22 protein-coding genes are annotated in these 24,080 nt (G+C 69.2%); 4 read left to right on the top strand and 18 right to left on the bottom strand.

The window, feature by feature from the left end; genetic code table 11:
• Nucleotides 1-8 precede the first annotated feature (8 nt).
• Nucleotides 9-1,445: an alpha/beta hydrolase gene (locus ACWESM_RS00650; RefSeq protein ID WP_452490566.1), complete on the top strand. Its 1,437-nt coding sequence runs from the start codon at nucleotides 9-11 to the stop codon at nucleotides 1,443-1,445.
• Nucleotides 1,446-1,464: 19 nt separating this feature from the next.
• Here ACWESM_RS00650 and ACWESM_RS00655 read toward each other — a convergent pair whose 3' ends face one another.
• Nucleotides 1,465-2,436: a GlxA family transcriptional regulator gene (locus ACWESM_RS00655; protein ID WP_452490568.1), complete on the bottom strand. Its 972-nt coding sequence runs from the start codon at nucleotides 2,434-2,436 to the stop codon at nucleotides 1,465-1,467.
• A 97-nt stretch (nucleotides 2,437-2,533) separates the two neighbouring features.
• On the opposite strand from ACWESM_RS00655, the gene ACWESM_RS00660 reads away from it, so the two are divergent.
• Both ACWESM_RS00660 and ACWESM_RS00665 read left to right on the top strand, forming a co-directional pair.
• Nucleotides 2,534-3,469, top strand: coding sequence for an NADP-dependent oxidoreductase (locus ACWESM_RS00660; protein ID WP_364426085.1), 936 nt, complete (start codon nucleotides 2,534-2,536; stop codon nucleotides 3,467-3,469).
• A gap of 42 nt (nucleotides 3,470-3,511) precedes the next feature.
• Nucleotides 3,512-3,718 carry a DUF5988 family protein gene (locus tag ACWESM_RS00665; protein ID WP_355070461.1) on the top strand — a complete coding sequence of 69 codons (207 nt, stop codon included), beginning with the start codon at nucleotides 3,512-3,514 and terminating at the stop codon, nucleotides 3,716-3,718.
• Between the two features lie 176 nt (nucleotides 3,719-3,894).
• Here ACWESM_RS00665 and ACWESM_RS00670 read toward each other — a convergent pair whose 3' ends face one another.
• The 3 genes from ACWESM_RS00670 to ACWESM_RS00680 form a co-directional block, all read right to left on the bottom strand.
• Nucleotides 3,895-4,647 carry a YebC/PmpR family DNA-binding transcriptional regulator gene (locus ACWESM_RS00670; RefSeq protein ID WP_355070459.1) on the bottom strand — a complete coding sequence of 251 codons (753 nt, stop codon included), beginning with the start codon at nucleotides 4,645-4,647 and terminating at the stop codon, nucleotides 3,895-3,897.
• A 118-nt stretch (nucleotides 4,648-4,765) separates the two neighbouring features.
• On the bottom strand, nucleotides 4,766-5,362 hold the full coding sequence (pdxT, locus tag ACWESM_RS00675) for a pyridoxal 5'-phosphate synthase glutaminase subunit PdxT (RefSeq protein ID WP_397276047.1): 597 nt from the start codon (nucleotides 5,360-5,362) through the stop codon (nucleotides 4,766-4,768).
• 136 nt (nucleotides 5,363-5,498) lie between these two features.
• On the bottom strand, nucleotides 5,499-6,320 hold the full coding sequence (locus ACWESM_RS00680) for an acyl-CoA thioesterase (protein WP_397275918.1): 822 nt from the start codon (nucleotides 6,318-6,320) through the stop codon (nucleotides 5,499-5,501).
• A gap of 105 nt (nucleotides 6,321-6,425) precedes the next feature.
• On the opposite strand from ACWESM_RS00680, the gene ACWESM_RS00685 reads away from it, so the two are divergent.
• Nucleotides 6,426-7,052, top strand: coding sequence for a hypothetical protein (locus tag ACWESM_RS00685; protein ID WP_452490571.1), 627 nt, complete (start codon nucleotides 6,426-6,428; stop codon nucleotides 7,050-7,052).
• 112 nt (nucleotides 7,053-7,164) lie between these two features.
• Here ACWESM_RS00685 and ACWESM_RS00690 read toward each other — a convergent pair whose 3' ends face one another.
• The 14 genes from ACWESM_RS00690 to ACWESM_RS00755 form a co-directional block, all read right to left on the bottom strand.
• The gene (locus tag ACWESM_RS00690; protein WP_356961623.1) at nucleotides 7,165-7,899 is read right to left on the bottom strand and encodes an SDR family oxidoreductase; all 735 of its coding nucleotides are present in this window, start codon (nucleotides 7,897-7,899) and stop codon (nucleotides 7,165-7,167) included.
• 178 nt (nucleotides 7,900-8,077) lie between these two features.
• On the bottom strand, nucleotides 8,078-8,575 hold the full coding sequence (locus ACWESM_RS00695; RefSeq protein WP_355070451.1) for a hypothetical protein: 498 nt from the start codon (nucleotides 8,573-8,575) through the stop codon (nucleotides 8,078-8,080).
• Nucleotides 8,576-8,738: 163 nt separating this feature from the next.
• On the bottom strand, nucleotides 8,739-9,626 hold the full coding sequence (locus ACWESM_RS00700; protein WP_364425934.1) for a LysR family transcriptional regulator: 888 nt from the start codon (nucleotides 9,624-9,626) through the stop codon (nucleotides 8,739-8,741).
• A gap of 24 nt (nucleotides 9,627-9,650) precedes the next feature.
• Nucleotides 9,651-10,553 carry a pyridoxal 5'-phosphate synthase lyase subunit PdxS gene (gene pdxS, locus ACWESM_RS00705; protein ID WP_195042546.1) on the bottom strand — a complete coding sequence of 301 codons (903 nt, stop codon included), beginning with the start codon at nucleotides 10,551-10,553 and terminating at the stop codon, nucleotides 9,651-9,653.
• A 456-nt stretch (nucleotides 10,554-11,009) separates the two neighbouring features.
• Nucleotides 11,010-12,053 (bottom strand): NUDIX hydrolase, encoded by a 1,044-nt coding sequence (locus ACWESM_RS00710; protein WP_364426088.1) that lies wholly within the window; start codon nucleotides 12,051-12,053, stop codon nucleotides 11,010-11,012.
• Nucleotides 12,053-13,177 carry a glycosyltransferase family 4 protein gene (locus ACWESM_RS00715; protein ID WP_355070447.1) on the bottom strand — a complete coding sequence of 375 codons (1,125 nt, stop codon included), beginning with the start codon at nucleotides 13,175-13,177 and terminating at the stop codon, nucleotides 12,053-12,055. The genes ACWESM_RS00710 and ACWESM_RS00715 overlap by 1 nt, the downstream gene beginning before the upstream one ends.
• A complete protein-coding gene (locus ACWESM_RS00720; RefSeq protein ID WP_364425938.1) occupies nucleotides 13,174-14,142 on the bottom strand; it encodes a phosphatidylinositol mannoside acyltransferase in 969 nt (322 codons plus the stop codon). The genes ACWESM_RS00715 and ACWESM_RS00720 overlap by 4 nt, the downstream gene beginning before the upstream one ends.
• Nucleotides 14,143-14,230: 88 nt before the next feature.
• A complete protein-coding gene (pgsA, locus tag ACWESM_RS00725) occupies nucleotides 14,231-14,926 on the bottom strand; it encodes a phosphatidylinositol phosphate synthase (RefSeq protein ID WP_452490575.1) in 696 nt (231 codons plus the stop codon).
• Between the two features lie 23 nt (nucleotides 14,927-14,949).
• Nucleotides 14,950-15,549, bottom strand: a complete 600-nt coding sequence (locus ACWESM_RS00730) for an HIT family protein (RefSeq protein ID WP_355070441.1) — start codon at nucleotides 15,547-15,549, stop codon at nucleotides 14,950-14,952.
• Nucleotides 15,546-17,609, bottom strand: coding sequence for a threonine--tRNA ligase (gene thrS / locus ACWESM_RS00735; RefSeq protein WP_355070439.1), 2,064 nt, complete (start codon nucleotides 17,607-17,609; stop codon nucleotides 15,546-15,548). The genes ACWESM_RS00730 and thrS overlap by 4 nt, the downstream gene beginning before the upstream one ends.
• A 223-nt stretch (nucleotides 17,610-17,832) precedes the next feature.
• Nucleotides 17,833-18,447, bottom strand: coding sequence for a (2Fe-2S)-binding protein (locus ACWESM_RS00740; protein ID WP_364425941.1), 615 nt, complete (start codon nucleotides 18,445-18,447; stop codon nucleotides 17,833-17,835).
• 2 nt (nucleotides 18,448-18,449) lie between these two features.
• Nucleotides 18,450-18,875: a TIGR02611 family protein gene (locus ACWESM_RS00745; protein WP_355070436.1), complete on the bottom strand. Its 426-nt coding sequence runs from the start codon at nucleotides 18,873-18,875 to the stop codon at nucleotides 18,450-18,452.
• 110 nt (nucleotides 18,876-18,985) lie between these two features.
• On the bottom strand, nucleotides 18,986-21,235 hold the full coding sequence (locus ACWESM_RS00750; protein ID WP_364425944.1) for a bifunctional SulP family inorganic anion transporter/carbonic anhydrase: 2,250 nt from the start codon (nucleotides 21,233-21,235) through the stop codon (nucleotides 18,986-18,988).
• Nucleotides 21,236-21,479: 244 nt separating this feature from the next.
• Nucleotides 21,480-23,708 carry a SulP family inorganic anion transporter gene (locus ACWESM_RS00755; protein WP_452490578.1) on the bottom strand — a complete coding sequence of 743 codons (2,229 nt, stop codon included), beginning with the start codon at nucleotides 23,706-23,708 and terminating at the stop codon, nucleotides 21,480-21,482.
• Nucleotides 23,709-24,080: the final 372 nt, after the last annotated feature.

Genomic DNA, 24,080 nt, shown 5'->3' on the forward strand with positions numbered 1-24,080 from the left:
TGCTGGACGTGCCGATACTCGCCGCGCCCACGTCTCCGGCGCCACCGCAGGTTCCCCCGGCGAGTCCGGCCTCGAACCAGCAGCACACCTTCCACCACGGGATCTCACTGCTGCACGGCTGGCTGCCGGTGACCGTCGCGCTCCTCGCCGCGGTGGTCGTGCTGCTCGCCGTCGCTCGGCGCGGCAGACGGTGGTGGCTGATCCAGCTGCCGGTTTGCGTGGCGCTCGGCGTCGCGGGAGCGCTGGGCGCCGCGTGGTACGTGGCCGACGAGGGATTGGCCTCCGATCCGGCGCCCATCCGATTGTGGGCGTGGGTCGGCGCGACCGCCGTCGCCATCGCCGTCGCGGTCGTCGGCTGGCCGGGCGCACGCTGGTGGCGGCGCGGGATCGCGGTCCTCGCCATCCCGCTGACCCTGGTGAGCACCGGAATCGTGCTGAACCAGTGGGTCGGCTACTACCCCACCGTGCAGGCCGCCTGGGGCGCGGTCACCGCGGGTCCGCTCCCGCACGAAACCGACCTCTCGGCGTTGCCCGGCCTGCGGAACACCGCCGTTACCTACGGCAAACTGGTGCCGGTGCGCATTCCCGACGCGGGCAGCGGATTCCCGCACCGCACCGAATACGTCTACCTGCCACCCGCGTGGTTCGCCGGGCCGACCCCGCCCGCTCTGCCGGTGGTGATGATGATCGGCGGCGAGTTCAACACGCCAGCGGACTGGATCCGCAGTGGCCAGATCATGCCGGCCCTGGACAGCTTCACCAAGGCCAACGGCGGCCGCGCGCCGATCCTCGTCTTCGTCGACTCCAGCGGCAGGTTCAACAACGACACCGAATGCGTCGACGGCCCTCGCGGCGACGCCGCCGACCATCTGACCGAGGACGTGCCCGCCTATGTCGAATCGCGGTTCGGCGCCTCGGCCGATCCCGCGAATTGGGCGGTGGTCGGCTGGTCCATGGGCGGCACCTGCGCGGTGGACCTCGCGGTCATGCACCCCGATCTGGTCCACACCTTCGTCGACATCGCCGGTGACCTCGGGCCGTCGTCCGGCACCAAGGAGCAGACCATCGCCCGGCTCTTCGGCGGTGACTCCGCCGCATGGGCCGCGTTCGACCCGCTGACCGTCATGGCCGCGCACGGTCGCTACAGCGGCGTCGCCGGCCTGTTCGACGACCTCGTCCCCGCACAACGCTCCGGCGGGGGGACGAGGCGCGCGCCTATTCCAGACGACGACCGCGCGGGCCTCGGCGGCCGTGACGGGATACCCGATTCCGGTGAGGTCGGAGCCGCCGACAAACTCTGCGCCGCGGGACGCGCGGTCGGCATCGATTGCACCGTCTACACCACCCAGGGCGGCCACACCTGGCAGTTCGCTTCGGCAGCGTTCACCTCGTCGCTGCCGTGGATCGCGGGCCGCGTGGGTCTGCCCGTCACGGCCGCCGACTGAACCGGCGGCGCACCGGCGTTCAGTTCGCCGCGGCGCCTGCTCGTGCACGGAACGTACGCCGATAGGCCTGCGGTGACACGCCGATCGCGTCGGCCAGATGTTGACGCAACGAAGTCCCGGTGGCGAAGCCGACCTCGCCCGCGACGCGATCGACGGTCAGGTCGGTGGTTTCCAGCAGATGCCTGGCGCGGAAGACCCGCTGCTGGATCAGCCACCGTCCCGGGCTCATGCCGACCTCGTCGCGGAAGCGCCGGGCGAAGGTTCGTTTGCTCATCCGGGCGCGGGCTGCCAGTTCATCGACGGTCAGCGGATGGCGCAGGTTCTCCAGGGCCCATTGCCGGGCCGCGGCGGTCCCGGCTGACGTCTCGGGCGGCACGGGTTGCTCGATGTATTGCGCTTGGCCGCCGTCGCGCCACGGGGGGACGACGCAGCGGCGCGCGACCGCGTTCGCGACGGCGCTGCCGTGATCGCGCCGCACCAGATGCAGGCAGACGTCCAGCCCTGCCGCGGCGCCCGCCGACGTGAGGACGTCCCCGTCATCGACATAGAGCACGTCCGGGTCGAGGCGGACCCGCGGGAAGGTGCGCCGGAACAGACCGGCCTGATTCCAGTGCGTCGTGGCCGGTCGATCATCAAGCAGCCCTGCGGCCGCGGCGATGAAGGCACCGGTGCAGATCGCGACGATCCTGGCCCCCGCCGGAATCAGCGCGAACGCGTCGAGCACCGGCTGCGGCAGCGTGCCGGTGAGAGCCGTCGTGATGTCGCAGGCGGGCAGGACCACGGTGTCTGCGTTCCGCAAGGCGCGGCTGTCGTGGGCCACCGCGATGTCGAAATCGGCGGCGCTGCGCACCGGACGACCGTCGACCGAGCAGGTGATCACCTCGTATCTACCTGCCGCACTGCCGAACACCCGATTCGGGATACCGAGTTCGAAGGGGTAGACCCCCGCCAGCGCCAACACCACCACTCGATGAGGCGCCGTCGAATCCATGGCATGATCATATCGAAGAATGGCAATCGTGCCATTTTCTTTGCCGTCGGATACCGGCAGGCTGACAGCCGTGACCGAAATCGACAGCACTGCGACCATGCGCGCGATCAGCCAGCAGACCCTCGGCGGACCCGAGGTGCTCACCGAAGTGAAACTGCCGCAGCCGGTGGCCGGCCCCGGCCAGATCCTGGTCCGGGTCCGCGCGGCCGGGCTCAACCCGACCGACTGGCGCCACCGCGCCACCGCGGGACTGTTCCTTCCCGAGCCGCCGTTCGTCCTCGGCTGGGACGTCTCCGGCCAGGTCGCGGCCACCGGCATCGGCGTCACCCTGTTCCGCCCCGGCGACGAGGTGTTCGGCATGCTCCCTTACCCGTACGGCCACGGTTCCTGCGCCGAATACGTCGTCGGCCCCGCCCGCGCCTTCGCCCCCAAACCGGCCGCGCTCGACCACACACAGGCGGCGGCGATCCCGCTCGCCGCGCTCACCGCCTGGCAGGCGCTGGTCGACACCGCCGGGCTCAGCCCCGGGCAACGCGTACTGATCCATGCGGCAGCGGGCGGCGTCGGCCACTTCGCGGTTCAAATCGCCAAAGCGCGCGGGGCGTACGTCATCGGCACCGCCAGCGCGCCGAACCACGCGTTCCTGCGCGATATCGGCGCCGACGAGGTGATCGACTATCGCGACACCGACGTCGCCGAGGCGGTCCGCGACGTCGACGTGGTGCTGGACTCGATCGACGACGACAACAGCATCCGGTCCCTGCGCACCCTGCGTCCAGGCGGACTGCTGGTGACGTTGCGGGCCTTCGGCGCGGTCGACTTGGCAGTCGAGGCGGAGGCGCTGGGCGTGCGCGCGATCCGGATGCTGGTGGAGCACGATCACGCGGGCATGCTCGCTCTCGCCGGACTCGTCGAATCCGGCGCGTTGCGCCCGGCGGTCGCCCGGTCGTTCCCGCTGTCCGCGGCAGCCGAGGCGCACGCGCTCGGCGAGACCGGGCGAACCGTCGGCAAATTGGTACTCACCGTGCCATGAAATATGCCACGATCAGGACCTTCGCGCTTCTACCATCCCAGGATGAGCAAAGGCGCAAAAGCAGTCCTCGAAGGCGGGCCGCACGATCTGCCCTCGCGCATCGTCCCGATTACCCCACCCGGCGTGGAATTGAAGGTGCCGTTCCGCGGCGGATACGAGCACTTCAAGGTCAGTCAGCGGGAGCAGGACACGCCTGAAGGGCGGCTGCGCGTGTACGAGTGGTGCGACCGCACCGAGATCGCGGAGTGAGTCCGGCCCCACCTCCCCGGCGGCCGCAGCGCCGACCGGAAGGTGGGGGCGCGGCCGCCGAGCGGTGCGCTGGGAACCAGGAATGAACCCACTCGGGGCGGCCCGTACACAGACCGGCCGCCCCGATTTCGCGCTCAGCATCCCGCCATGCGGGAGTACGGCGCGCGGTCGATCGACTAGTCCTCGAGCTCGGCGAGCACGTCGTCCGGGATGTCGACGTTGGTGTAGACGTTCTGCACGTCGTCGCTGTCCTCGAGGGCATCCACGAGTTTGATCACCTTGCGGGCGCCGTCGACGTCCACCGCGACCGACACCGACGGCTGGAAGCCGGATTCGGCGGAGTCGTAGTCGATACCGGCGCCCTGCAGCGCGGAGCGGACCGCGATCAGATCGCCCGGCTCGCTGACGATCTCGAAAGACTCGCCGAGATCGTTGACCTCCTCGGCGCCCGCGTCGAGCACGGCCAGCAACACGTCGTCCTCGGACAGCCCGTTCTTCTCCAGGGTGACGATGCCCTTGCGATGGAACAGGTAGGCCACCGAGCCAGGGTCGGCCATGTTGCCGCCGTTGCGCGTCATCGCGACCCGCACCTCGCCCGCGGCCCGGTTGCGATTGTCGGTGAGGCACTCGATCAGCACGGCGACGCCGTTGGGACCGTAGCCCTCGTACATGATCGTCTGCCAGTCGGCGCCGCCGGCTTCCTCGCCGCCGCCGCGCTTGCGGGCGCGCTCGATGTTGTCGTTGGGGACCGACGACTTCTTCGCCTTCTGGATGGCGTCGTACAGCGTCGGGTTGCCTTCCGGGTCACCGCCACCGGTCCGGGCCGCCACCTCGATGTTCTTGATCAACTTCGCGAACAGCTTGCCGCGCTTCGCGTCGATCGCAGCCTTCTTGTGCTTGGTGGTGGCCCATTTGGAGTGGCCGCTCATTCCCTACTTCCTTCAGGTCGGTGGCACGTCTGGTGGTGTGTACGGTACCGGCACCGCCGGGCGGACAACTTCTCCAGCCTACTCGGGCCTCCACCACGGCCGTACAGAGCGGCCCCGACTACGCGGCGGCCGAACGGACGATCTCCACGAACATGCGGTGCACCCGCAGATCGCCGGTGACCTCGGGATGGAACGACGTCGCCAGGACGTTGCCCTGCCGCACCGCGACGATCCGGCCCGCGGCGGGGCCATCCGGCACCGTGGCCAGCACCTCGACGCCCGCACCCGCCCGCTCGACCCACGGTGCGCGGATGAACACCGCTCGCACCGGACCGTCGGTCAGGCCGGAGAACTGCAGGTCGGTCTCGAACGAGTCGACCTGACGGCCGAACGCGTTGCGCCGCACCGTCATATCGATGCCGGACAGATGCTGGGCGTCCGGGCGGGTGTCGAGCACCTCCGAGGCGAGCAGGATCATGCCCGCACAGGAACCGAACGCGGGCATACCGTCGCGCAGCCGCGCGCGCAGCGGCTCCAGCAGGTCGAAGGCCTGCAGCAGCTTGCTGATCGCGGTCGACTCGCCACCGGGCAGCACGAGCGCGTCCACGGCCGCGAGCTCCGCCTCGCGCCGGACCAGCACCGGCTCGGCGCCGCAGTGCGCGAGCGCGGCGACGTGCTCCCGGACGTCGCCTTGCAGCGCGAGCACGCCGATCATGGGACGGGACCGCGCCTGTCCGGTGTCGGCGGCGGGTGCGGTGACCGAGGAAGCGTTCACGCCGGAAAGCTTACGAGCCGTACCGATGTGGGCCCGCTCACGGTCGGCCGCATCCGCGTCGCGATGGCCCGCCGGGTCAGTCCTCCCGCAGCCTGCGGATGAGGCCTTCCTGCACCACGGCCGCGACCAGCGTGCCTTCTCGGGTGAAGATCTTGCCGCCGGTCAGCCCCCGGCCGAAAGCCGCTGACGGCGAGGCCTGGTCGTAGAGCAGCCATTCGTCGGCGCGGAACGGGCGCAGGAACCACATCGCGTGGTCGAGCGAGGCATTCTGGGTCGGCTCGTCGGGATGGATGACCTTCGAGGAACCCAGCAGCGTCATATCGCTCATGTAGGCGAGGGTGCACACGTGCACCAGCGGATCGTCGGGCAGCAGGTGCCGGTAGCGGAACCACACCTGCTGCTGGGAGACCACACCATCGCGGCGGGACACGTTCTCGTGCGGGACCATGCGTATGTCCCAGTGTTCCCACTCCCGCATCGCCCATAGCCGTTCTGGCGTCATCGTGGTGCTGGCGTCGGGCAGATCCTCCGGCATCGGGACATCGGGCATGACATCTTGATGCTCGGGCCCCTCGTCGCCGACGTGGAACGAGGCCGACATGGTGAATATCGCGGCGCCGTCCTGGATGCCGGTCACCCGGCGGGTGCAGAACGACCGCCCGTCCCGGATGCGCTCGACCTGGTAGACCGTCGGCTCCTGCGGATTACCCGGACGGAGGAAATAGCCGTGCAGGGAGTGCACCTGAAATCGCGGTTCCACCGTCCGGACCGCGGACACGAGCGCCTGGCCGGCAACCTGGCCGCCGAACGTGCGCGCGAGCTGGGTCTTGGTGGACGCGCCACGGAAGATGTCCCGCTCCAGCCGCTCTATTTCCAGCGCCTCTTCGATTGTCGCCATGCGCAGAGATTATCCCGGCCGCTCACGGCGTCGCCGTTCGGCCGCCGGTGAACGCCTGGCTACGCCCACGCCGCACCGGCCGTCGCACTTTGCTGAGATGGATGGGTGCCGCGCTTCCTGCCCATCACGCCCGACGCCCTCGTCACGCAGGTGATCCAGCCCCTGCTGACCGCGACCGCACACACGGTGATCGCCGTCGACGGCGCGGACGCCGCACAGCCGGTGGCGCTCGCCGACCGGATCGTGGAGGCGCTGCGCGACGCGGGCCGGTCGGCCCACGTGGTCTCCTTGCATGACTACGTGCGTCCCGCCTCGCTGCGCATGGAGTTCGGCCGCACCGACGAGATGTCCTATCGCACCGCGTGGTTCGACTACGCCGCGCTGCGCCGCGAAGTCGTGGAGGCGCTGCGCGAGCACGGCCGGTGGCTGCCCGCGTTGTGGGATGAAGCCGCCGACCGCTCCGCGCGCGCCGCGATCCGCACGGCGCCGCCCGCGACCACCATTGTCGTCGCGGGCCCGATGCTCGCGGGCCGCCACCTCGACGCCGACCTGATCCTCCGACTGGAGCTGTCCGAGGCCGCGCTCCGCCGCCGCACCCCGCCCGACGCGCAATGGACCATCCCGGCCTTGCTGCGGCACGATGCCGATAACCCCTACACGCCGACCTTCTTCGTGCGCTGGGACCACCCTGATCGTCCGGCGCTTCGATTCGACCAGGACCGGGCCGACTAGGTTCCCGGGTCCTTGTCGATTACCGCTCGAGCTCGGCTTCTGTGGTGAGGCACAATCCCATGATCAGATGCGCATAACCGCGTAGCCATATGGGTTTCCCGCCGCCCAGCGGTCAGACCAGCCGATGCCCGCCGTCCACGTGCAGGACCGTGCCGGTGATGAAGGGATTGCGCATCACGCCCAGCATCGCCTGCGCGATATCGGAAGGGCGGCCGATGCGCCCGACGGGCAGGCGTGCGGCGAGCTGCTGGTGACGTTCGGTTTTCGCGGGCCCGGCGATGGTGTCCCAGATCGGTGTGTCGACCCACCCCGGCGAGACCACGTTGACGCGGACCGGGCCGAGCTCCAGGGCCAGCGCGTAGGCCAGCGAGGCGAGCGCGCCGTTGACCGCCGCCACCATGGCGCCGCCCGGCGCGGGCCGATACGCCGCGACGCCGGAAGTGAACGTCACCGAGCCGCCCGGTACGACCCGGGCGTGCTTGGCGAGCAGCATGGGGCCGATCAGTTTGGCGGAAACGAGGTTCCGAGCCAGGTCGGCGTCGAACCGATCCAGCTGCTGATAGGCGCCGGTGACATCGGCGGCGGTGGTGACGACATGATCGACCGGCTCCGATTCGGCGAACAAACGCTCGAGGTCGGCTTCGCGGGTGATGTCCGCGACGACCGAGCGCACCGTGCCCGGCCCCGCGGACAAGGTGCGCTCCGCCGCGGCGAGCCGTTCGGCGGAACGGCCCGCGATGGTGACCTGCGCGCCCGTATCGATCAGCGATGCCGCCAGCGCGAGTCCCATTCCGGAGCTGCCGCCCACGATGACGACGCGTTCGGGTGTTGTGCTGCTTGCTGTCATGACTCCACCCGACCATCGCCGCGGTCGAGTGTCCATGTCGCACTGCCGAATACGCCTTAGGCACGGGCTAACACCGCAGGCCGTGGACCGATTCGGTGCACGGACCGCGGTGGGTGGAGCCGACGCCGGTCACGACGAAACGAACGTCACCGCCCGCGCGCCGGGCCGGCTCCCGTCATCACGCGGTGCAGGCCGGGGACTGCTGGTTCAGGTTGGCCAGCGCCTGGCAGGCCCAGGCCTTCTGGACCTTCCACTTGCCGTCTTCGAGGACGAACGGAACGTCGACCTGGTTCGCCTGCCCGTTGACGGTGAACGTGGCCTGGGCGGTGACCGTGTCACCGAAGGCGGTGACGCCCGTGACCACTGCCGTGGCGTTGGCCTGCTGAAACGCCTGGGCCAAGCGGTTGGGCAGGCTCGGATCGGCCTCGATGCCCTGCACGAGGTCGAGCTTCTCCTCGTTCGGCACCGCGGGGTCGAGCGCACGCTGCAGGTTGGCGTTGAGTTCTTCTTTGGTGGGCGGGGCAGGTACCTTCGCGGTCGCCGAAGCGGCGGCGGTGGTGGTGTGGGTGGAGTTGTGCGAATCGCTCTTGTCGTCGCTGCCGCAGGCGGCCAGGCCGAGGGCGGCCACAAGGGCCAGGCCCGCTGCTGCGATGCGTCCGGTCTTGAGAAGCTTCAACTGTTCGTCCTTTGCGCTCGGATCGATCCGACGGTGATAGGGCGCGATATGGCCGGGACGGCCATCGAATGGCGAAGCTACTGAGCGTGATTGTGAGAACCATGAGACGACCTTCTGGCCGCCGTAAGAAGTGAACCTAGCATCGGAAGCGGTACCGGCGGGCTCATTCCGGCGACAGTTCGGACGCCAGTGCCGCGAGCAGCGCCGCGACGGCCGGATCGCGCACCGCCGCGCGCCAGGCGATCGCATAGGTCACCCGCAGGGGCGCGCCACGTAACGGCCGCCAAACCAGACCGGACAGTCCGTTTACGCGCGACGAGCTGAGCCCGATCGCGTCGGGACGTGACGGCAGCACGGCCAGCATCTGCGCATGGCCCATCGCGCTGTCGCTCAGCCGTACCGCCGCGCCGTGGTCGGCGAGCATACGCAACAGCGAATCATGCAGGCCCGCGGCGGATTCGCGGGAGAACAAGATCAACTCGTGCCCATCCAGCTCAGCCGGGTCCAGCGGCGCCGCCGCCCCGGCGAGCGGATGCCGCTCGGACATCACGACGCCCAGCTCCTCGCGGGCAACCGGACGTTGCGCGAAGCGTTCGGGCAGCTCCACCGGGGCGCGGACCAACGCGAGATCGACTTCGTCGTCATCGAGAAAACGCACCTGATCGGCGGTGGTCCCACCGGTGAGCACCATCCGGGCATCGGGCAGCACGGCGGTGAGCAGGCCGCCGATGTGGGCGGGCAGCCAGGGCGGGACGCCGTTCAACAGCCCGAGACGCAGCACCGGGGCACCAGCGGCGGCAGCGCGCCTGGTCTCGCGCATCGCCTCGTCCATCGCGCGCAGCACGTTCCTACCGGAGCGCAGCAGCACCGCGCCCGCGGCCGTCAGCTCCACCCGCGGCTCCCGGACCAGCAAGGGGCCGCCCAGCTCCCGCTCCAGCACCTTGATCTGCTGGCTGAGCGTCGGCGTCGAGATGAACAATCGCTCCGCGGCCCGGCGGAAGTGCAATTCCTCCGCCAGAACCACGAAGTACCGCAGCTGCCGCAACTCCACGCGGCCGACGCTACCGGCCCGAGCTCACCAGCCGCGCTCGGCCAGGCGGTGCGGCTGGGCGATCTCTTCGACGTTGATGCCGACCATGGCCTCGCCGAGCCCGCGCGACACCTTCGCCAGCACGTCCGGGTCGTCGTAGAACGTGGTGGCCTTGACGATGGCGGCAGCACGCTGCGCCGGGTTGCCGGACTTGAAGATGCCCGACCCCACGAACACGCCCTCGGCCCCGAGCTGCATCATCATCGCGGCGTCGGCGGGAGTGGCGATGCCGCCCGCGGTGAACAGCACGACAGGCAGCTTGCCCGTCTCGGCGATCTCACGGACCAGCTCGTAGGGCGCCTGCAACTCCTTGGCCGCGACGAACAACTCGTCCTCGGGCAGCGACGACAGGCGACGGATCTCCTGGCGGATCTTGCGCATGTGCGTGGTCGCGTTGGACACGTCACCGGTACCGGCCTCGCCCTTGGAGCGAATCATCGCCGCGCCCTCGGTGATTCGGCGCAACGCCTCGCCGAGGTTGGTGGCGCCGCAGACGAACGGCACGGTGAAGTTCCACTTGTCGATGTGGTTGGCGTAATCCGCGGGGGTGAGCACCTCGGACTCATCGATGTAGTCGACACCGAGGCTCTGCAGGATCTGCGCCTCGACGAAGTGGCCGATGCGTGCCTTCGCCATGACCGGGATGGAGACCGCGTTGATGATGCCGTCGATCATGTCCGGGTCGCTCATCCGGGAGACCCCGCCCTGGGCACGGATGTCGGCGGGGACGCGTTCCAGCGCCATCACCGCGACCGCACCGGCGTCCTCGGCGATCTTGGCCTGCTCCGGCGTGACGACATCCATGATCACCCCACCCTTGAGCATCTCGGCCATGCCGCGCTTCACGCGGGCGGTACCGACGGTCTGGGTGGTCTCGGGGGTGGTCACGGCAAACTCCTCCAGGCATGTGCGCCAAATCGATCACTCGCATACGAACGCCACGATTCTAGGTGGGCGCAAAAGGCCACTTGATAGCCAGTTGGAGTGCACTGGCCTGGTGTGATCTCGGTAATGGCGCCTTACGCCGGGAAGGCTCGGCCGCAGTGCCGTCCCGGCGCCGCACTGGCCTGCCCGGTTCGCGCCGGGCGCCCGATCACAGCGGGCCGACCACCAGCAACTGCGCCCAGTACTCCGCGGCCGCGGGACCGATCAGCGGCAACAGGAAATCGAACAGCAGGTACGACATGAACCAACTACCTCCACAACCGAACAGGAACAGCCCCGCCGTCAGCGGGACCACGACACCGAAAGCACATGCGTCCCCGACAGCAGTACCCTCCGGCGCCCTGGATCATCGCGACGCTATCACGATCGTGAAACACATCACACGTGTTCCGTGGCCGGTCAGCGGATGGAGCGGACCTCCGGATCGCCGGTGCCCGACGCGGCCTGAGCTGCTTCGGCCAGCAGTTCGTCCAGGTGATACGGGTAGACGGTTTCGCCGGAGCGGTCCAGCGTGACGATGTCGGCGGCGGTGCACCATCGGTGCCCGGTGATGGAGCGGCGTTCGATCGCGGTCAGGTTCGCCGGTTGCGGGTCGAAACCACGCACCCGCAGGGCGAAGAACAACTCCTCGCTCCGGATCAGCTCCCCGTTGAAGGGGAATACCGCGACCCGCCGCCAGATCGGACCGCGCAGGGCGGCCGGATCCCCGCGATATCCGGTCTCCTCGTACAGTTCCCGTACCGCCGCCGCGCGCAGGCTCTCCCCCGGCTCCACGCCGCCGCCGACGGTGAACCAGAACGACACCTGCGGCGTCTTCGGATCGTTGCCGCGCATCAGCAGAGTCCGGTCGTTCTCGTCGAACAGCACCACCCGCGCGGTGGTGCGGATGGTGTCCACCGCGAGGCCGGTGGACGCGGCCGGGGTAGCGCGCTCGGTGATCTCGAAGTAGGACGGCAGCGGCGCGGTACCCCCCAGGTGCAGGACGCGGACCGGGCGGCGCGTGCGCAGCGCCAGCGTGTCGCGTACGGCGTCGTTGTGGAAGCGGCGTGCGATCAGCACCCTGGCCTCGGCGTCGGCCAGTTCGGCGACGAGTTGCGGGCGCAGCGTGCCGATGTCGACCGCCGACAGCGCGGTGGACAAGCGGTTCTCCACGGTCTCGCGCTCGGCGCGACCGGCGCGCTCGGCCCGGTCCGCCAGCGCTGCCAGTTCTCCGGCCTGCTCCGACAGAGCCGGATCGGACACCGGACCCGCGATCGCCATGGCGACCGACCTGGCCACCACCGCCCGGCGGGCCAGCGCCGCGTCGAGCGCCTGCCAGGACTGATCCGAGCGGACGTGCAGCCGGTCGAGCCGGTTGGCGGTGGAGTACGCCCACAGACCGATCGCGACGACGACCGCCGCGATCAGCGCGAGGACGAGAACGGTCGTCGCGGAGAAGGTGATCATCCGGCGGCCCGCACTCTCGTGTCGCCCACGGTCACCGTCTCGTAGACGCGCAGGATCTGTTCGGCCACCACCGGCCAGTCGTACTCGCCGACGACCTGGGTCGCGGTGTGCACGAGCCCCTCCCTGCGCACCTCATCGGTGAGTACGGCATGCAGCGCGGTGGCCAGCGCCGCCGAGTCGCCGACCGGGACCAGCATGCCCGCCGAACCGTCCCGCAGTACCCGGCGGAAGGCGTCCAATTCACTGGCCACGACCGCGGTGCCCGCCGCCATCGCCTCGATCAGGATGATGCCGAAGCTCTCGCCGCCCAGGTTGGGCGCCACGTACACGTCCGCGCTCCGCATCGCGGAAGCCTTTTCCTCGTCGGACACCTGGCCGAGGAAACGCAAGTGGCCGGACAGGTCGCCCGCTTCCCGGCGCAACCGGTCCTCGTCGCCGCGGCCGACGATCAGGATCTCGACGTCGGGATGTTCGCGCACCAGCTCGGGCAGCGCGCCGAGCAGGACCTCCATGCCCTTGCGCGGCTCGTCGTAGCGCCCCAGGAACAGCACCGTCCCGCCGGGGCGCGGATAACCAGGCAACATCGGCGCGCGCGCGAACGCAGGGACGTCGACGCCGTTGGGGATCTCCACCGCGTCCGAGCCGAGCGCCTCGACCTGCCAGCGGCGCGCGAGCTCGGACACCGCGATACGACCGGAGATCTTCTCGTGATACGGCCGCAGCACACCCTGAAAAGTGCTCAGCACCAGCGATTTCGTCGTAGAGGTGTGGAAGGTCGCCACGATCGGGCCCTCGGCGATCTTCAGCGCGAGCATGGACAGGCTCGGCGCGTTCGGCTCGTGGATGTGCAGCACGTCGAAGTCGTTGCCCTCGATCCACCGGCGGATCCTGGTGTAGGCCATGGGCCCGAACGACAGCCGCGCCACCGACCCGTTGTACGGGATGGCCACGGCGCGCCCCGCCGACACCACGAACTCCGGCAGCGGGGTGCCCTCGGACGCGGGCGCCAGGACGCTCACCTTGTGCCCGCGTTCGATGAACACTCGCGCCAGTTCGACCACATGCGCCTGCACCCCGCCGGGGACGTCGAACGAATAGGGGCAGACCATGCCGATCTTCATGGCGATACGTCCCCCTGTTCGGCTTTGATGCTCGCCTGCGCGGTGGCGATCCTGGCACGCCGCTGCGGCGAGAGATCGCTCTCCCACAATGGTTGCAGCATGTGCCAATCCGCGGGGTGCTCGGCGATATTCGCCGCGAAAGTTTCCGCCAACGCCTGGGTGGCCGCCGCCACGCCATCGGAAACATTCAGCGGCGCTTCGACTTTCAGGCCCCAGTCCTCTCGGCCATCGGCGTCGACCTCGAACCAGGCGTGCACCGGCAGCAATGCCGCGCCGGTCTCGATCGCCAGTTTCGCCGCACCCGCCGGCATCCAGGTGCGCTCGCCGAAGAACTGCACGGGCACGCCCTTGCCCGTGAGGTCGCGTTCGCCCAGCAGGCACACGATCTTGTTCTGTCGCAGTCGGGCCGCCAGCAGACCGAACGGCGGCTGCTCACCGCCGGTCAGCGGGATCACCTCGAAGCCGAGGCTCTCCCGATAAGCGACGAATCGCTCGAACAGCGACTCCGGCTTCAGCCGCTCGGCCACGGTGGTGGGGCCGCCGTAGTGCTGCACCAGCCAGACGCCCGCAATGTCCCAGTTGCCGGAATGCGGCAGCACCAAGAGCACGCCTCGGCCCTTCGCGATTGCGGCATCCAGATGCTCCAACCCGCCGACGTCATAGTCGATCGCGGCATGGTCCATCGTGGGCAGCCGGAACGCCTCCCGCCAGTACCGCGCGTAGGACCGCATGCTGGCGACGATCAGTTCGTCCGGCACGTCGGCGGGAAGCACACCGAGCACGCGCGCCAGATTGCGCCGCAACTGGTTCGGCGCGCCGCCCGCGTGGAATTCCCGATTGGCGCGACGGGCGACCCGGTCGGCGCCCCACTCGAACAGTCGTCGTGCCGTCGTCTCCGGCAGCGCACGCACCAGTCGCCAGCCCGCCGCGTATCCGGCGGCGCCGAGCTGTTCCCCGATCGTCATCCGAGCCCCCGAGCCGCAGGTCCGCAATTCATCGTGACGGATACCCGGACGCCACCGTCGATCGGTTCGCGCCCGGCATCGGGTGAGGTCACGTCGGAAGCCCCGAGGTGTCGGCGGTGCCCGCACCAGGGCGCTGCGACTGCCCGGTCGGGATCACGGTGCGCGCTCCCGGCGAGTTGCGTACGGCCAGCACCCGCTGAACCACGGTGACGATGCTGAGCACGGCGAGGACCCACATGGCCACGTGCACGGCGTACGTCAGCCATTCGATCCCCCAGTAGCCACCGATGCCGGTGAATCCGGCGCCGACCAGCACGATGATCAGCCGGTCCGGCCGCTCGATGAGGCCGCCGTCCGCGGACAGCCCACTGGCCTCGGCGCGCGCCTTCGCATAGGAGATCACCTGCGAGGTCACCAAGACGACCAGCGTCGCGGCGAACAAGGGCTTGTGCTGCTCGTGGAAGACCGCCCACCAGGCCAGCCCGCCGAAGATCGCCCCGTCGGCCAGCCGGTCACAGGTGGCGTCCAGCACCGCGCCGTACTTCGTGCCGCCACCGCGTGCCCGCGCCATCGCCCCGTCGAGCATGTCGAACATGACGAACAACCAGATCACCATGGTTCCCCAGAACAGGTGTCCGGTCGGGAAGAGCGTGACCGCGGCGACGATGGAGGCGGTGGTGCCGATCAGCGTCATCGCGTCCGGCGTCAGTCCGGTGCCGACCAGCGCGCGGCCCAGTGGAGCAGTCGCCTTGGCGAACGTCTCGCGGCCGAAGAAACTCAGCACGGCCGACCCGCCCGGTCGCTCATCTACGCCTCCTTCCAGGCCGCCGACAGCAGCGCCCTGGTCTCCCGCAGCAGTTGCGGCATCACCTTCGCCCCGCCGATGACCGTGATGAAGTTCGCGTCGCCACCCCAGCGCGGGACGATGTGCTGGTGCAGGTGGTCGGCCAGCGACCCACCGGCCACCCCGCCGAGATTCAGCCCCACGTTGAAGCCGTGCGGCCGGGACACCTTCTTCATCACCCGGATCGCCTGCTGGGTGAAGGCCATCAACTCGGCGCTCTCCGCCTCGGTGAGATCCTCCAGGTTCGCCACCTTGCGGTACGGCACCACCATCATGTGTCCCGGGTTGTACGGGTACAGGTTGAGCACGGCGTACACCAACTCGCCCCTGGCGACGACCAATCCGTCCTCGTCGGACATCTTCGGGATGTCGGTGAAGGGGTGGCCGGTCGAATCCTTGGGACCGGTGGCCGCCTCCGCGATGTAGGACATGCGATACGGCGTCCACAGGCGCTGCAGCCGATCCGGTTCGCCGGCGCCGGTGTCCACGATGCTGCCCGGCTCGGCCGAGGTCGCGGTCCCGTCCAGATCCGCGAGCCCCTCCGGCACCGTCCGCTCGGTCATGCCCCACCCTTGTTCGCTGATCGGATTTCGAAACCCTCGGCCGTCGGCGACGCGTTCTCCCGGTGAGCGATCCACGCGACGATGGTGGCCACCGCGTCGTCGACCGGCACGCCGTTGACCTGGGTACCGTCGCGGAAGCGGAAGCTAACGGCGTTCGCGTTCACGTCGCGCTCACCGGCGAGCAGCATGAACGGCACCTTCTGGGCGGTGTTGTTGAAGATCTTCTTCTGCATCCGGTCGTCGCTGCGGTCCACCTGTGCCCGGATGCCCTCGTCCTGCAACCGTTCGATCACCCGATCCAGGTGCGGGGCAAAGGTATCCGCGACCGGGATGCCGACGACCTGCACCGGAGACAACCAGGCCGGGAACGCGCCCGCGTAGTGCTCGGTGAGCACACCGAAGAAGCGCTCGATCGACCCGAACAGCGCGCGGTGGATCATGACCGGCCGCTGCTTGGTGCCGTCCGACGCGGTGTACTCCAGGTCGAAGCGCTCGGGCAGGTTGAAGTCGAGCTGGATGGTCGACATCTGCCAGGTGCGCCCCAGCGCGTCCTTGGCCTGCACGGAGATCTTCGGGCCGTAGAAGGCGGCGCCGCCGGGATCGGGTACCAGCTCGAGACCGGAGGCCGAGGCGACCTTGGACAAGGTCTCGGTGGCCTCCTCCCAGATCTCATCGGAACCGACGAACTTCTTCGGGTCCTTGGTGGACAGCTCGAGGTAGAAGTCGTCGAGGCCGTAGTCCTTCAGCAGATCCAGCACGAACCGCAGCGTGTCGGTCAGTTCGCTGTGCATCTGCTCTTTGGTGCAGTAGATGTGCGCGTCGTCCTGAGTCATGCCGCGCACCCGGGTCAGGCCGTGCACCACGCCGGACTTCTCGTAGCGGTAGACCGAGCCGAACTCGAACAGCCGCAGCGGCAGCTCCCGATACGACCGGCCGCGGGCACGGAAGATCAGGTTGTGCATCGGGCAGTTCATCGGCTTGACGTAGTAGTCCTGGCCGGGCTTGCGGACCGTGCCGTCCTCGTTGAGTTCGGCGTCCAGGTGCATCGCGGGGAACATGCCGTCGCGGTACCAGTCCAGGTGGCCGGAGACCTCGAACAGGTGGCCCTTGGTGATGTGCGGGGTGTTGACGAACTCGTAGCCCGCCGCGACGTGCCTGCGGCGCGAGTACTCCTCCAGTTCCTTGCGGATGATGCCGCCCTTGGGGTGGAACACCGGGAGACCGGAACCGAGCTCGTCGGGGAAGCTGAACAGGTCCAGTTCCAGGCCGAGCTTGCGGTGATCGCGGCGCTCCGCCTCGGCGAGCAGGTGCAGGTGCTCGTCGAGCGCCTCCTGGGACTCCCACGCGGTGCCGTAGACGCGCTGCAGGTCCTCCCGGCTCTGGTCACCGCGCCAGTAGGCGGCCGAGCTGCGGGTCAGTTTGAAGGCCGGGATGAACTTGGTGGTCGGGATGTGCGGGCCGCGGCACAGATCGCCCCAGATCTTCTCGCCGGTGCGCGGATCCAGATTGTCGTAGATGGTCAGCTCTTTGCCGCCGACCTCCATGACCTCTGGATCATCGATCCCGGACTTGTCGCTGATCAGCTCCAGTTTGAACGGCTCACCGGCCAGCTCGACCCTGGCCTCGTCGACCTCGACCACCCGGCGGGAGAAACGCTGCGCGCCCTTGACGATCTTCTTCATCCGGGATTCCAGCTTGGCCAGATCCTCCGGGGTGAACGGCCGCTCGACCCGGAAGTCGTAGTAGAACCCGTCCTTGATGTAGGGACCGATGCCCAGCTTGGCCTCGGGGAATTCCTGCTGCACCGCTTGGGCGAGCACATGCGCGGCGGAGTGCCGGATGACGTTGCGGCCGTCGGGGGTGTTCGCCGCGACCGGCTCCACGTCGACGTCCTCGTCCGGGGTCCAGGACAGATCCTTGAGTTCGCCGTCCAGCCGGACGACGACGACGGTCTCCGGCCCCTTGGTGGACAGTCCGGCCTCGCGCACCGCGGCGCCCGCCGTCGTCCCGGCCGGCACCCGGACGAGGGCGACTGGGCTGATGGCGGCTGAGGTGGTCACGGCTGCGCTCTCCTTGGCGTTTCTCGTGCGCGGGCTGGGTCCCGCTGGATGGTGGCCGATCGCAAGTTCGTCCGGCGCGACCATGCTACTGTCCCGCCGCTTCGGCCCGCCCCTCCGGGTTTTGGGCCGTAGCGGTCGGGTGGCGCGAGATTTGCGTTCGGGTCTCTCTCCGGGTGACGCCGGAGTTCCTGGCGTTCCCGTCGAGTTGTCGCGCGCCGGATGGTCAGCCCTCGGCTGCCAGGTCCGCGAGCAGTGCGATGCGTTCGGCGGCAGAACGTTTCGGGCAGCTGGTGCACATCTCGCAGCCGGGGACCTCGAACACCAGGCAGCAGGAGATGCGCCGCACGAAGGTGCGTCCGCCGATCTCGACGAAACGCGGAACCGGAAGTTTGCCGCCGACCTCGGCGGCCAGCCGTGCGCCCGCGTCCGGCGACCCGGCATCCAGTGCCCGATTGCCGATCGCGTCGGCCACGATCGCCCACAACGCGGGGACGCCTGCGCTCGACACCCGGGCGACCGGCGGGATGACGGTCGCCAGCGTCTCGCGCAGCGCCGATGCGCTACCGGAAGCCCGGGCGCCGTCCACCGGGATGCGCACCCGTTCGATGCCGCCGTCGGGGCGCACTTCGCATTCCAGCCGGTCCAGCGCGGCCTCGGGGGCGTCCGCGTCGTGCGCGTACGCCCGCGCGATCTGCTCCACCAGCGCGGACGCGGCCATGCACCACCACAGCGTGCCCGCGATACGCAGCGACGTGGTCCCCCAGGAATGGCCCATCTCCGCGATACGCGCGGCCAGCCATTCCGGTTGGGTGAGCATGCGCCCCGGAACGGTGGTCACCGTTACAGGGGGCTGCGCAGCCATTCCCATTCGACTCCGATCCAACTACCCACAAGCCCGAAGGTTCCCAATACCCACAGCGTCGCCACGACCAGCGCGGCGGTGCCGACCGCACCGGCCACCTGCACGGCCAGACCTTGCCGGGAGTACCAGTCCATCAACTGCCGATACCGGTCCCGCAGCCAGGTCAAGACCCGGTGCGCCCAAGCGAATTCGGTGGCGAGGATGCCCAGCCCGGCGAACACGATCGCCCAGCCGGGACCGGGATAGGGAATCGCGAGCACACCGGCCGCGAGCACGGCTACACCGACCACCGCGACCACGATCCGATAGCCGAGGTACAGCGTAGGTCGTCGTTCGAGCCCGGCGCGGAAGGCGCGCCAGCGGGTCGGCCGATCGTCCGAGCTCGTTTCGAGGTCTGCCGTCACGTTTCCCAGGGTACGAGGGTCCGGCACAGCGAATCGCGATCCCACTCGCCCGGACAACGGTGATCCCGCCCGAGCAGGCCGCCCGGGCGGGATCACCCATCCCCGTCCGATCAGACGAGTTGGGGAGCGGGCTGATGGCCCGCGTCATCGATGTGCGCGATCCCGTTCTCGGTCACCTCGACCACCCGGGCACTGGCGATGTCGAAGAACAGGCCCGACACCTTGACGCCGCGCTCGGCGACCGCCTTGCGCACCGCTGGGTGCCGGTGCAGCAACTCGAGCTGCACCGCGACGTTCACCATGGCCAGCTGATCGACCTCGCCGAAACCGGCCTCCCGCGCGGCACTCGCCACCGGGTGGCCCGCGTGGAACCGCTCCAGGCTCGGGCGCGCATGGGCGAGCCAGGCGTCCACGCCGGGGACCTGGGCCCCGGCGTGCAACGCCTTCATCGCACCGCACGAGGAATGCCCGCAGACCACGATCGAGCGGACGTTCAGCTGCTCGAGCGCGAACACCAGCGCGGCCTCCACCGACGCGTCACCCTCGGCGGGCGCCAGGTTGCCCACGTTGCGCACCGTGAACAGATCGCCCGGCCCGCTGTTGGTGATGATGTTCGGCACGATCCGCGAGTCCGAGCAGGTCAGGAAGAACGAATCCGGGTCCTGCGTGTCGCGCAACTCGTCCAGATGCGGCCGGACGACGTGCGCGTGGCTGCGGTGGAAGGCCGCCACACCCGCCGCGACCGGATTCTCGTGCCGCTCGTCGCGCCGCCAAGGGCCGAGGATGTCGTCCCAGACCGAGCGGGCGAAGCTGCGCGCGGGCGGCTGCGCCGCGGCGTGGGCCATCCTGGCGCCGCCGATCTCCACGAAATCGACGTTGCCGCCGTTGTTCACCTGCTGGCGGGCGAATTCCTCGATGGCCTCGAACGCCGCGTGATCGAGGAAGTCGACGGTCATCTCCACCGTGACGTCGGCTCCCGGAGGAATCTTCGCGAATTGCGCCGACAGCTTCGGCAGCGCGAGGAAGGTGGCCGATCCGTCGATGGTGACCAGCCAGCGCTGCGTGCCGGGTACCTGTCGGGCCTCGATCGCCACGCGCACCACCCGCCACAGCAGCAGGCCGAAGGCCAGGCCCAGACCGATCAGCACGCCCTCGAGCAGGTTCGCGAACACCACGCCGAGCACCGTCACGGCGTAGACCAGCAGGTCGCCGGTGCGCCGCGCCAGTTTGATGTGGGCCAGCTTCACCAGTTGGATGCCGATCACGATGAGCAGACCGGCCAGCGCGGCCTTCGGGATCTGCTCCACCACGGAGACCAGGGCCACCGAGAACACCAGCACCCAGACCCCGTGCAGGATCGCGGAGGCGCGGCTGTGCGCGCCCGCCTGCACGTTGGTGGCGCTACGCACGATCACGCCGGTGACCGGCAGGCCGCCGAGCAGACCGGACAGCACGTTCGCCGAGCCCTGGCCGATCAGTTCCCGGTCGAAGTCGGTGCGCTTACGCGAGTGCATCTTGTCCACGGCCACTGCGGACAGCAGGCTCTCCACGCTGGCGATCAACGCGATGGTGACGACTGCCAGCGCCAGACCCGACCAGTCGCCGCGAGGCAGCGCGGGCAGGCCGATGGCGTCGAACAGCGAGCCGTTCAGCACGATGCGCACCGCGTCGAGCGGAAGCGCCAGCGACAGCGCCGTACCCACGAGCACCGCGACCAGCGGACCCGGCACGACGCGGACCCTGGCGGGCAGGTACTTCCAGCCGAGCATGATCGCGATCACGACCACGCCGATCAACGCGCCACCCCCGTGCGCGGACAGCAACTGCCCGGGCAGCTCGACGATGTTCCGCCAGGCCGAGCTGTGCGAGGAACCGCCGAGCAGCACATGGATCTGCTGCAGCGCGATGGTGATGCCGATACCGGCGAGCATCGCGTGCACCACCACGGGCGCCACGGCGAGCGCCGCCCTGGCCACGCGGCTCAGGCCGAGCAGGATTTGCAGCACACCGGCGGCGAAGACGATGAAACACGTTGTGCGCCAACCGAATTGATTGATCGTCTCGGCGACCACGACGGTGAGGCCCGCGGCGGGGCCGCTCACCTGCAGGACCGAACCACCGAGGCTTGCGGCGACGACACCGCCGATCACGGCGGCGATGAGCCCGGCGGCGACGGGGGCTCCGGAGGCGATCGCGATGCCGAGCGAAAGCGGCAGCGCGACAAGGAAAACAACGATCGATGCGGGCACATCGTGGCGCAGGATTTCGGTGAAGCGATCGGACAGCGGTCCGGAACTGCGGCTCGAACCCGCCGGTGCGGGCTTCGACGGTGGCGGGGCCAAATCGTGATCGATAGCCATGACTCTCCTTCGCCGACTCGGCTGTTTCGCCGAGGTCGGTTGACGATCAACATGTCCAGCAGGGCACAAGACCGCGAACCGGCATCTCGCGGTGAAGCAGTCCCGACACAGCGATGAGTCGAGATGTAAACGAGTGCAAGTCTATTGGTAAAGACTTAGCAAAGCCTGAGAAGTTCGCCGATTGTGTGCGATTCCCCACTATCCGGTCGTCGTCCATCAGCATGATCCACCGCACAATGCCTGGTCAGACGGGTTCCGCCGCGATACCGCGCCGCTCGTCGCCGAACTCCGCGATGCCGTCGGCCATGACCTCGATCACCCGGGCCGTGGCGAGGTCGAAGAACAATCCCGACACCGCCACGCCCCGCTCCTCGATCCCCCGGCGCACGACCGGGTGCGCGTGCAGCGTCTCCAGCTGCACGGCGACGTTCACCATGCCCAGCTGATCCACCGGGCCGAATCCCGCGACGGCCGCCGCGGCGGCGACCGGATGCCCCAGCCGGTAGCGCTCCAGGCTCGGCCGGGCGTGCGCCAGCCAGTCGCCGAGCCCCGCCCCGGCCCGCACCTCGCGATGCAGCGCCTCCATGGCACCGCAGCCGGAGTGGCCGCAGACCACGACCGCGCGCACGTCCAGCCGCTCCAACGCGTAGATCAGCGCCGCCTCCACCGAGACGTCCCCACCGCGCGTAGGCACCAGATTGCCCACGTTGCGCACGGTGAACAGGTCGCCAGGGCCGCTGTTGGTGATGACGTTCGGCACGATTCTGGCGTCCGCACAGGTGAGGAAGAACGAGTCGGCGTCGTGCCGATGACGCAACTTGTCCAGGTGCGGGCGCAGCAGGTGGGCGTGGCCGCGGTGGTAGGCGGCGATGCCCGCCGCGATGCGGTCCTCCCGGTCGCCCGTGCGCCGCCACGGTCCGATGACCTGGTCGACAACCTGCCTGAAGTGCCCGCGCTCGGGCGGTCCGGCCAAGGCGGTTGCCATCCTTTCGCCGCCGAGTTCGACGAATTCCACTGCACTACCGTGCGTTTCGCGCTCGCGAGCCCATTCGGTGAGGAACTCGTGCGTAGCGTGGTCCAGGAAGTCGACGGCCATCTCGACGGTCACCTCGGCGTCGGCCGGGACCTTCGCCAGTTCCGCGGTGAGCTTCGGCAAGGCCAGGAAGGTGCACGTGCCGTCGATAGCGACCACCCACCGGCGCGAGCCGGGTACGGGAGCCGCGACGATCAGCACGCGCACCACCCGCCACAGCAGCAGCGCGAACGCGAGCACGAGACCGATCAGCATGCCCTGCAAGAGATTCAGGAACACCACACCCAGCACCGTCGCCAGGTAGACGTACATTTCACCGGCCCGCCTGGCCAGCCGGATGTGCGCCAGCTTGATCAGCTGCGCGCCGACGAAGATGAGCAGTCCGGCCAGCGCGGCGGTCGGGATCTGCCGCACGAGGCCGGCCAGGACCACCGCGAACAGCAGGATCCAGACTCCGTGCAGCACGGTCGCCGCCCTGCTGCGAGCGCCTGCGTTCGCGTTGGTGATGCTGCGCACGATGACGGCCGCGATCGGCAGGCCGCCGAGCAGGCCGGAGACGACGTTGGCTGATCCCTGCCCGATCAGCTCCCGGTCGAAATCGGTGCGGTGACCAGGCCGCATCTTGTCCACCGCGACCGCCGACAGCAGGCTTTCGACGCTGGCGATGAGCGCGATCGTGATCACGGTCGAGGCGACGGCCGCCGGGCCTCCGGAGGGGATGGCGGGCAGGCCCAGGGACTCCAGCAACGACTCGTTCAGCACGAGGTGCTCGACCCGCGTGGGCAGGACGAGCGCCAGCAGTGTGGCGGTGACCACGGCGACGAGCGGTGCGGGGAGCACGCGCACCCGCCGTGGCGCGAAGCGCCAAGCGACCAGGATGCCGATGACGACCAGGCCCACGCACAGGTCGCCGGTGCGCACCGACAAAAGCTGCCGCGGTAACCCCACCAGCGCGGCGAACGACGAACTCAGCGAGCTGCCCCCGAGCAGCACGTGCACCTGTTGCAGCGCGATCACCACGCCGATGCCCGCCAGCATGCCGTGCACGACCACCGGGGCGATGGCCAGCGCGGCGCGCGCGACCCGGCTCAGCCCGAACAGGATCTGCAGCACACCCGCTCCGACGGTGATGAAGCACGTTGCCGCCCAGCCGAATTGGTGCACACTCTCGGCGACGACAACGGTGAGGCTCGCGGTGGGCCCGCTCACCTGGATCGCGGAACCACCCAGCAATCCGGCCACCACACCGCCGACAACGGCTGCGATGAGTCCTGCCGCCACCGGAGCGCCGGAGGCCACCGCCACACCGAGCGAAAGGGGAAGCGCGACCAGGAAAACCACGATCGAGGCAGGTAGATCGGCACGGCCGACGCTGGTCAGGCGACCGGCGAGGTGTGCGCGCGGCGACGTCCGTGGTGCGGAATCGGTGTCGGTGGACATATTTTCTCCTTCGCCGGGGTGGCCCCGGTTCATCGGTCAAACATGTTCTTGGCATCGAAAGCGAGCGGCGGGCGAAGCTCGGGCCGTTCCTCCGTCGGTGGAGGCGACCCCGTGACACAGTGATCGAAACGATAGTAAAGAGTTCGCAAAGGGTGTGGAAAGGTTCCCGGTTCCCAGAAGGCAACCGCTACCATAATGTGACTCAGGTCACAGCGCAACAAAGAACGTCGACGGCTGCCGATTCGGGGAGCTTCGCAGCGACAGGACGCTCGACTGGACGGATGGCCAAGAGACAGCCCGCTCACCGGCGAACGAAGTCGAAGACGAATCCCTCGATCGTGACTCCGGCGCGAACGAGAACGCCCACGCCAC

The sequence above is a fragment of the Nocardia sp. NPDC003999 genome (assembly GCF_053604885.1).

Coding starts and splice junctions, on each gene's coding strand:
- ACWESM_RS00720 (WP_364425938.1), bottom strand. CDS start 14,142: ATGACGATCGGGGAACAGCTCGGCGCCGCCGGATACGCGGCGGGCTGG.
- ACWESM_RS00670 (WP_355070459.1), bottom strand. CDS start 4,647: ATGAGCGGCCACTCCAAATGGGCCACCACCAAGCACAAGAAGGCTGCG.
- ACWESM_RS00755 (WP_452490578.1), bottom strand. CDS start 23,708: ATGTCCACCGACACCGATTCCGCACCACGGACGTCGCCGCGCGCACAC.
- ACWESM_RS00660 (WP_364426085.1), top strand. CDS start 2,534: ATGCGCGCGATCAGCCAGCAGACCCTCGGCGGACCCGAGGTGCTCACC.
- ACWESM_RS00730 (WP_355070441.1), bottom strand. CDS start 15,549: ATGACCGAGCGGACGGTGCCGGAGGGGCTCGCGGATCTGGACGGGACC.
- ACWESM_RS00715 (WP_355070447.1), bottom strand. CDS start 13,177: ATGAAGATCGGCATGGTCTGCCCCTATTCGTTCGACGTCCCCGGCGGG.
- ACWESM_RS00665 (WP_355070461.1), top strand. CDS start 3,512: ATGAGCAAAGGCGCAAAAGCAGTCCTCGAAGGCGGGCCGCACGATCTG.
- ACWESM_RS00655 (WP_452490568.1), bottom strand. CDS start 2,436: ATGGATTCGACGGCGCCTCATCGAGTGGTGGTGTTGGCGCTGGCGGGG.
- pdxT (WP_397276047.1), bottom strand. CDS start 5,362: ATGATCGGCGTGCTCGCGCTGCAAGGCGACGTCCGGGAGCACGTCGCC.
- ACWESM_RS00680 (WP_397275918.1), bottom strand. CDS start 6,320: ATGGCGACAATCGAAGAGGCGCTGGAAATAGAGCGGCTGGAGCGGGAC.
- ACWESM_RS00750 (WP_364425944.1), bottom strand. CDS start 21,235: ATGGCTATCGATCACGATTTGGCCCCGCCACCGTCGAAGCCCGCACCG.
- ACWESM_RS00690 (WP_356961623.1), bottom strand. CDS start 7,899: ATGACAGCAAGCAGCACAACACCCGAACGCGTCGTCATCGTGGGCGGC.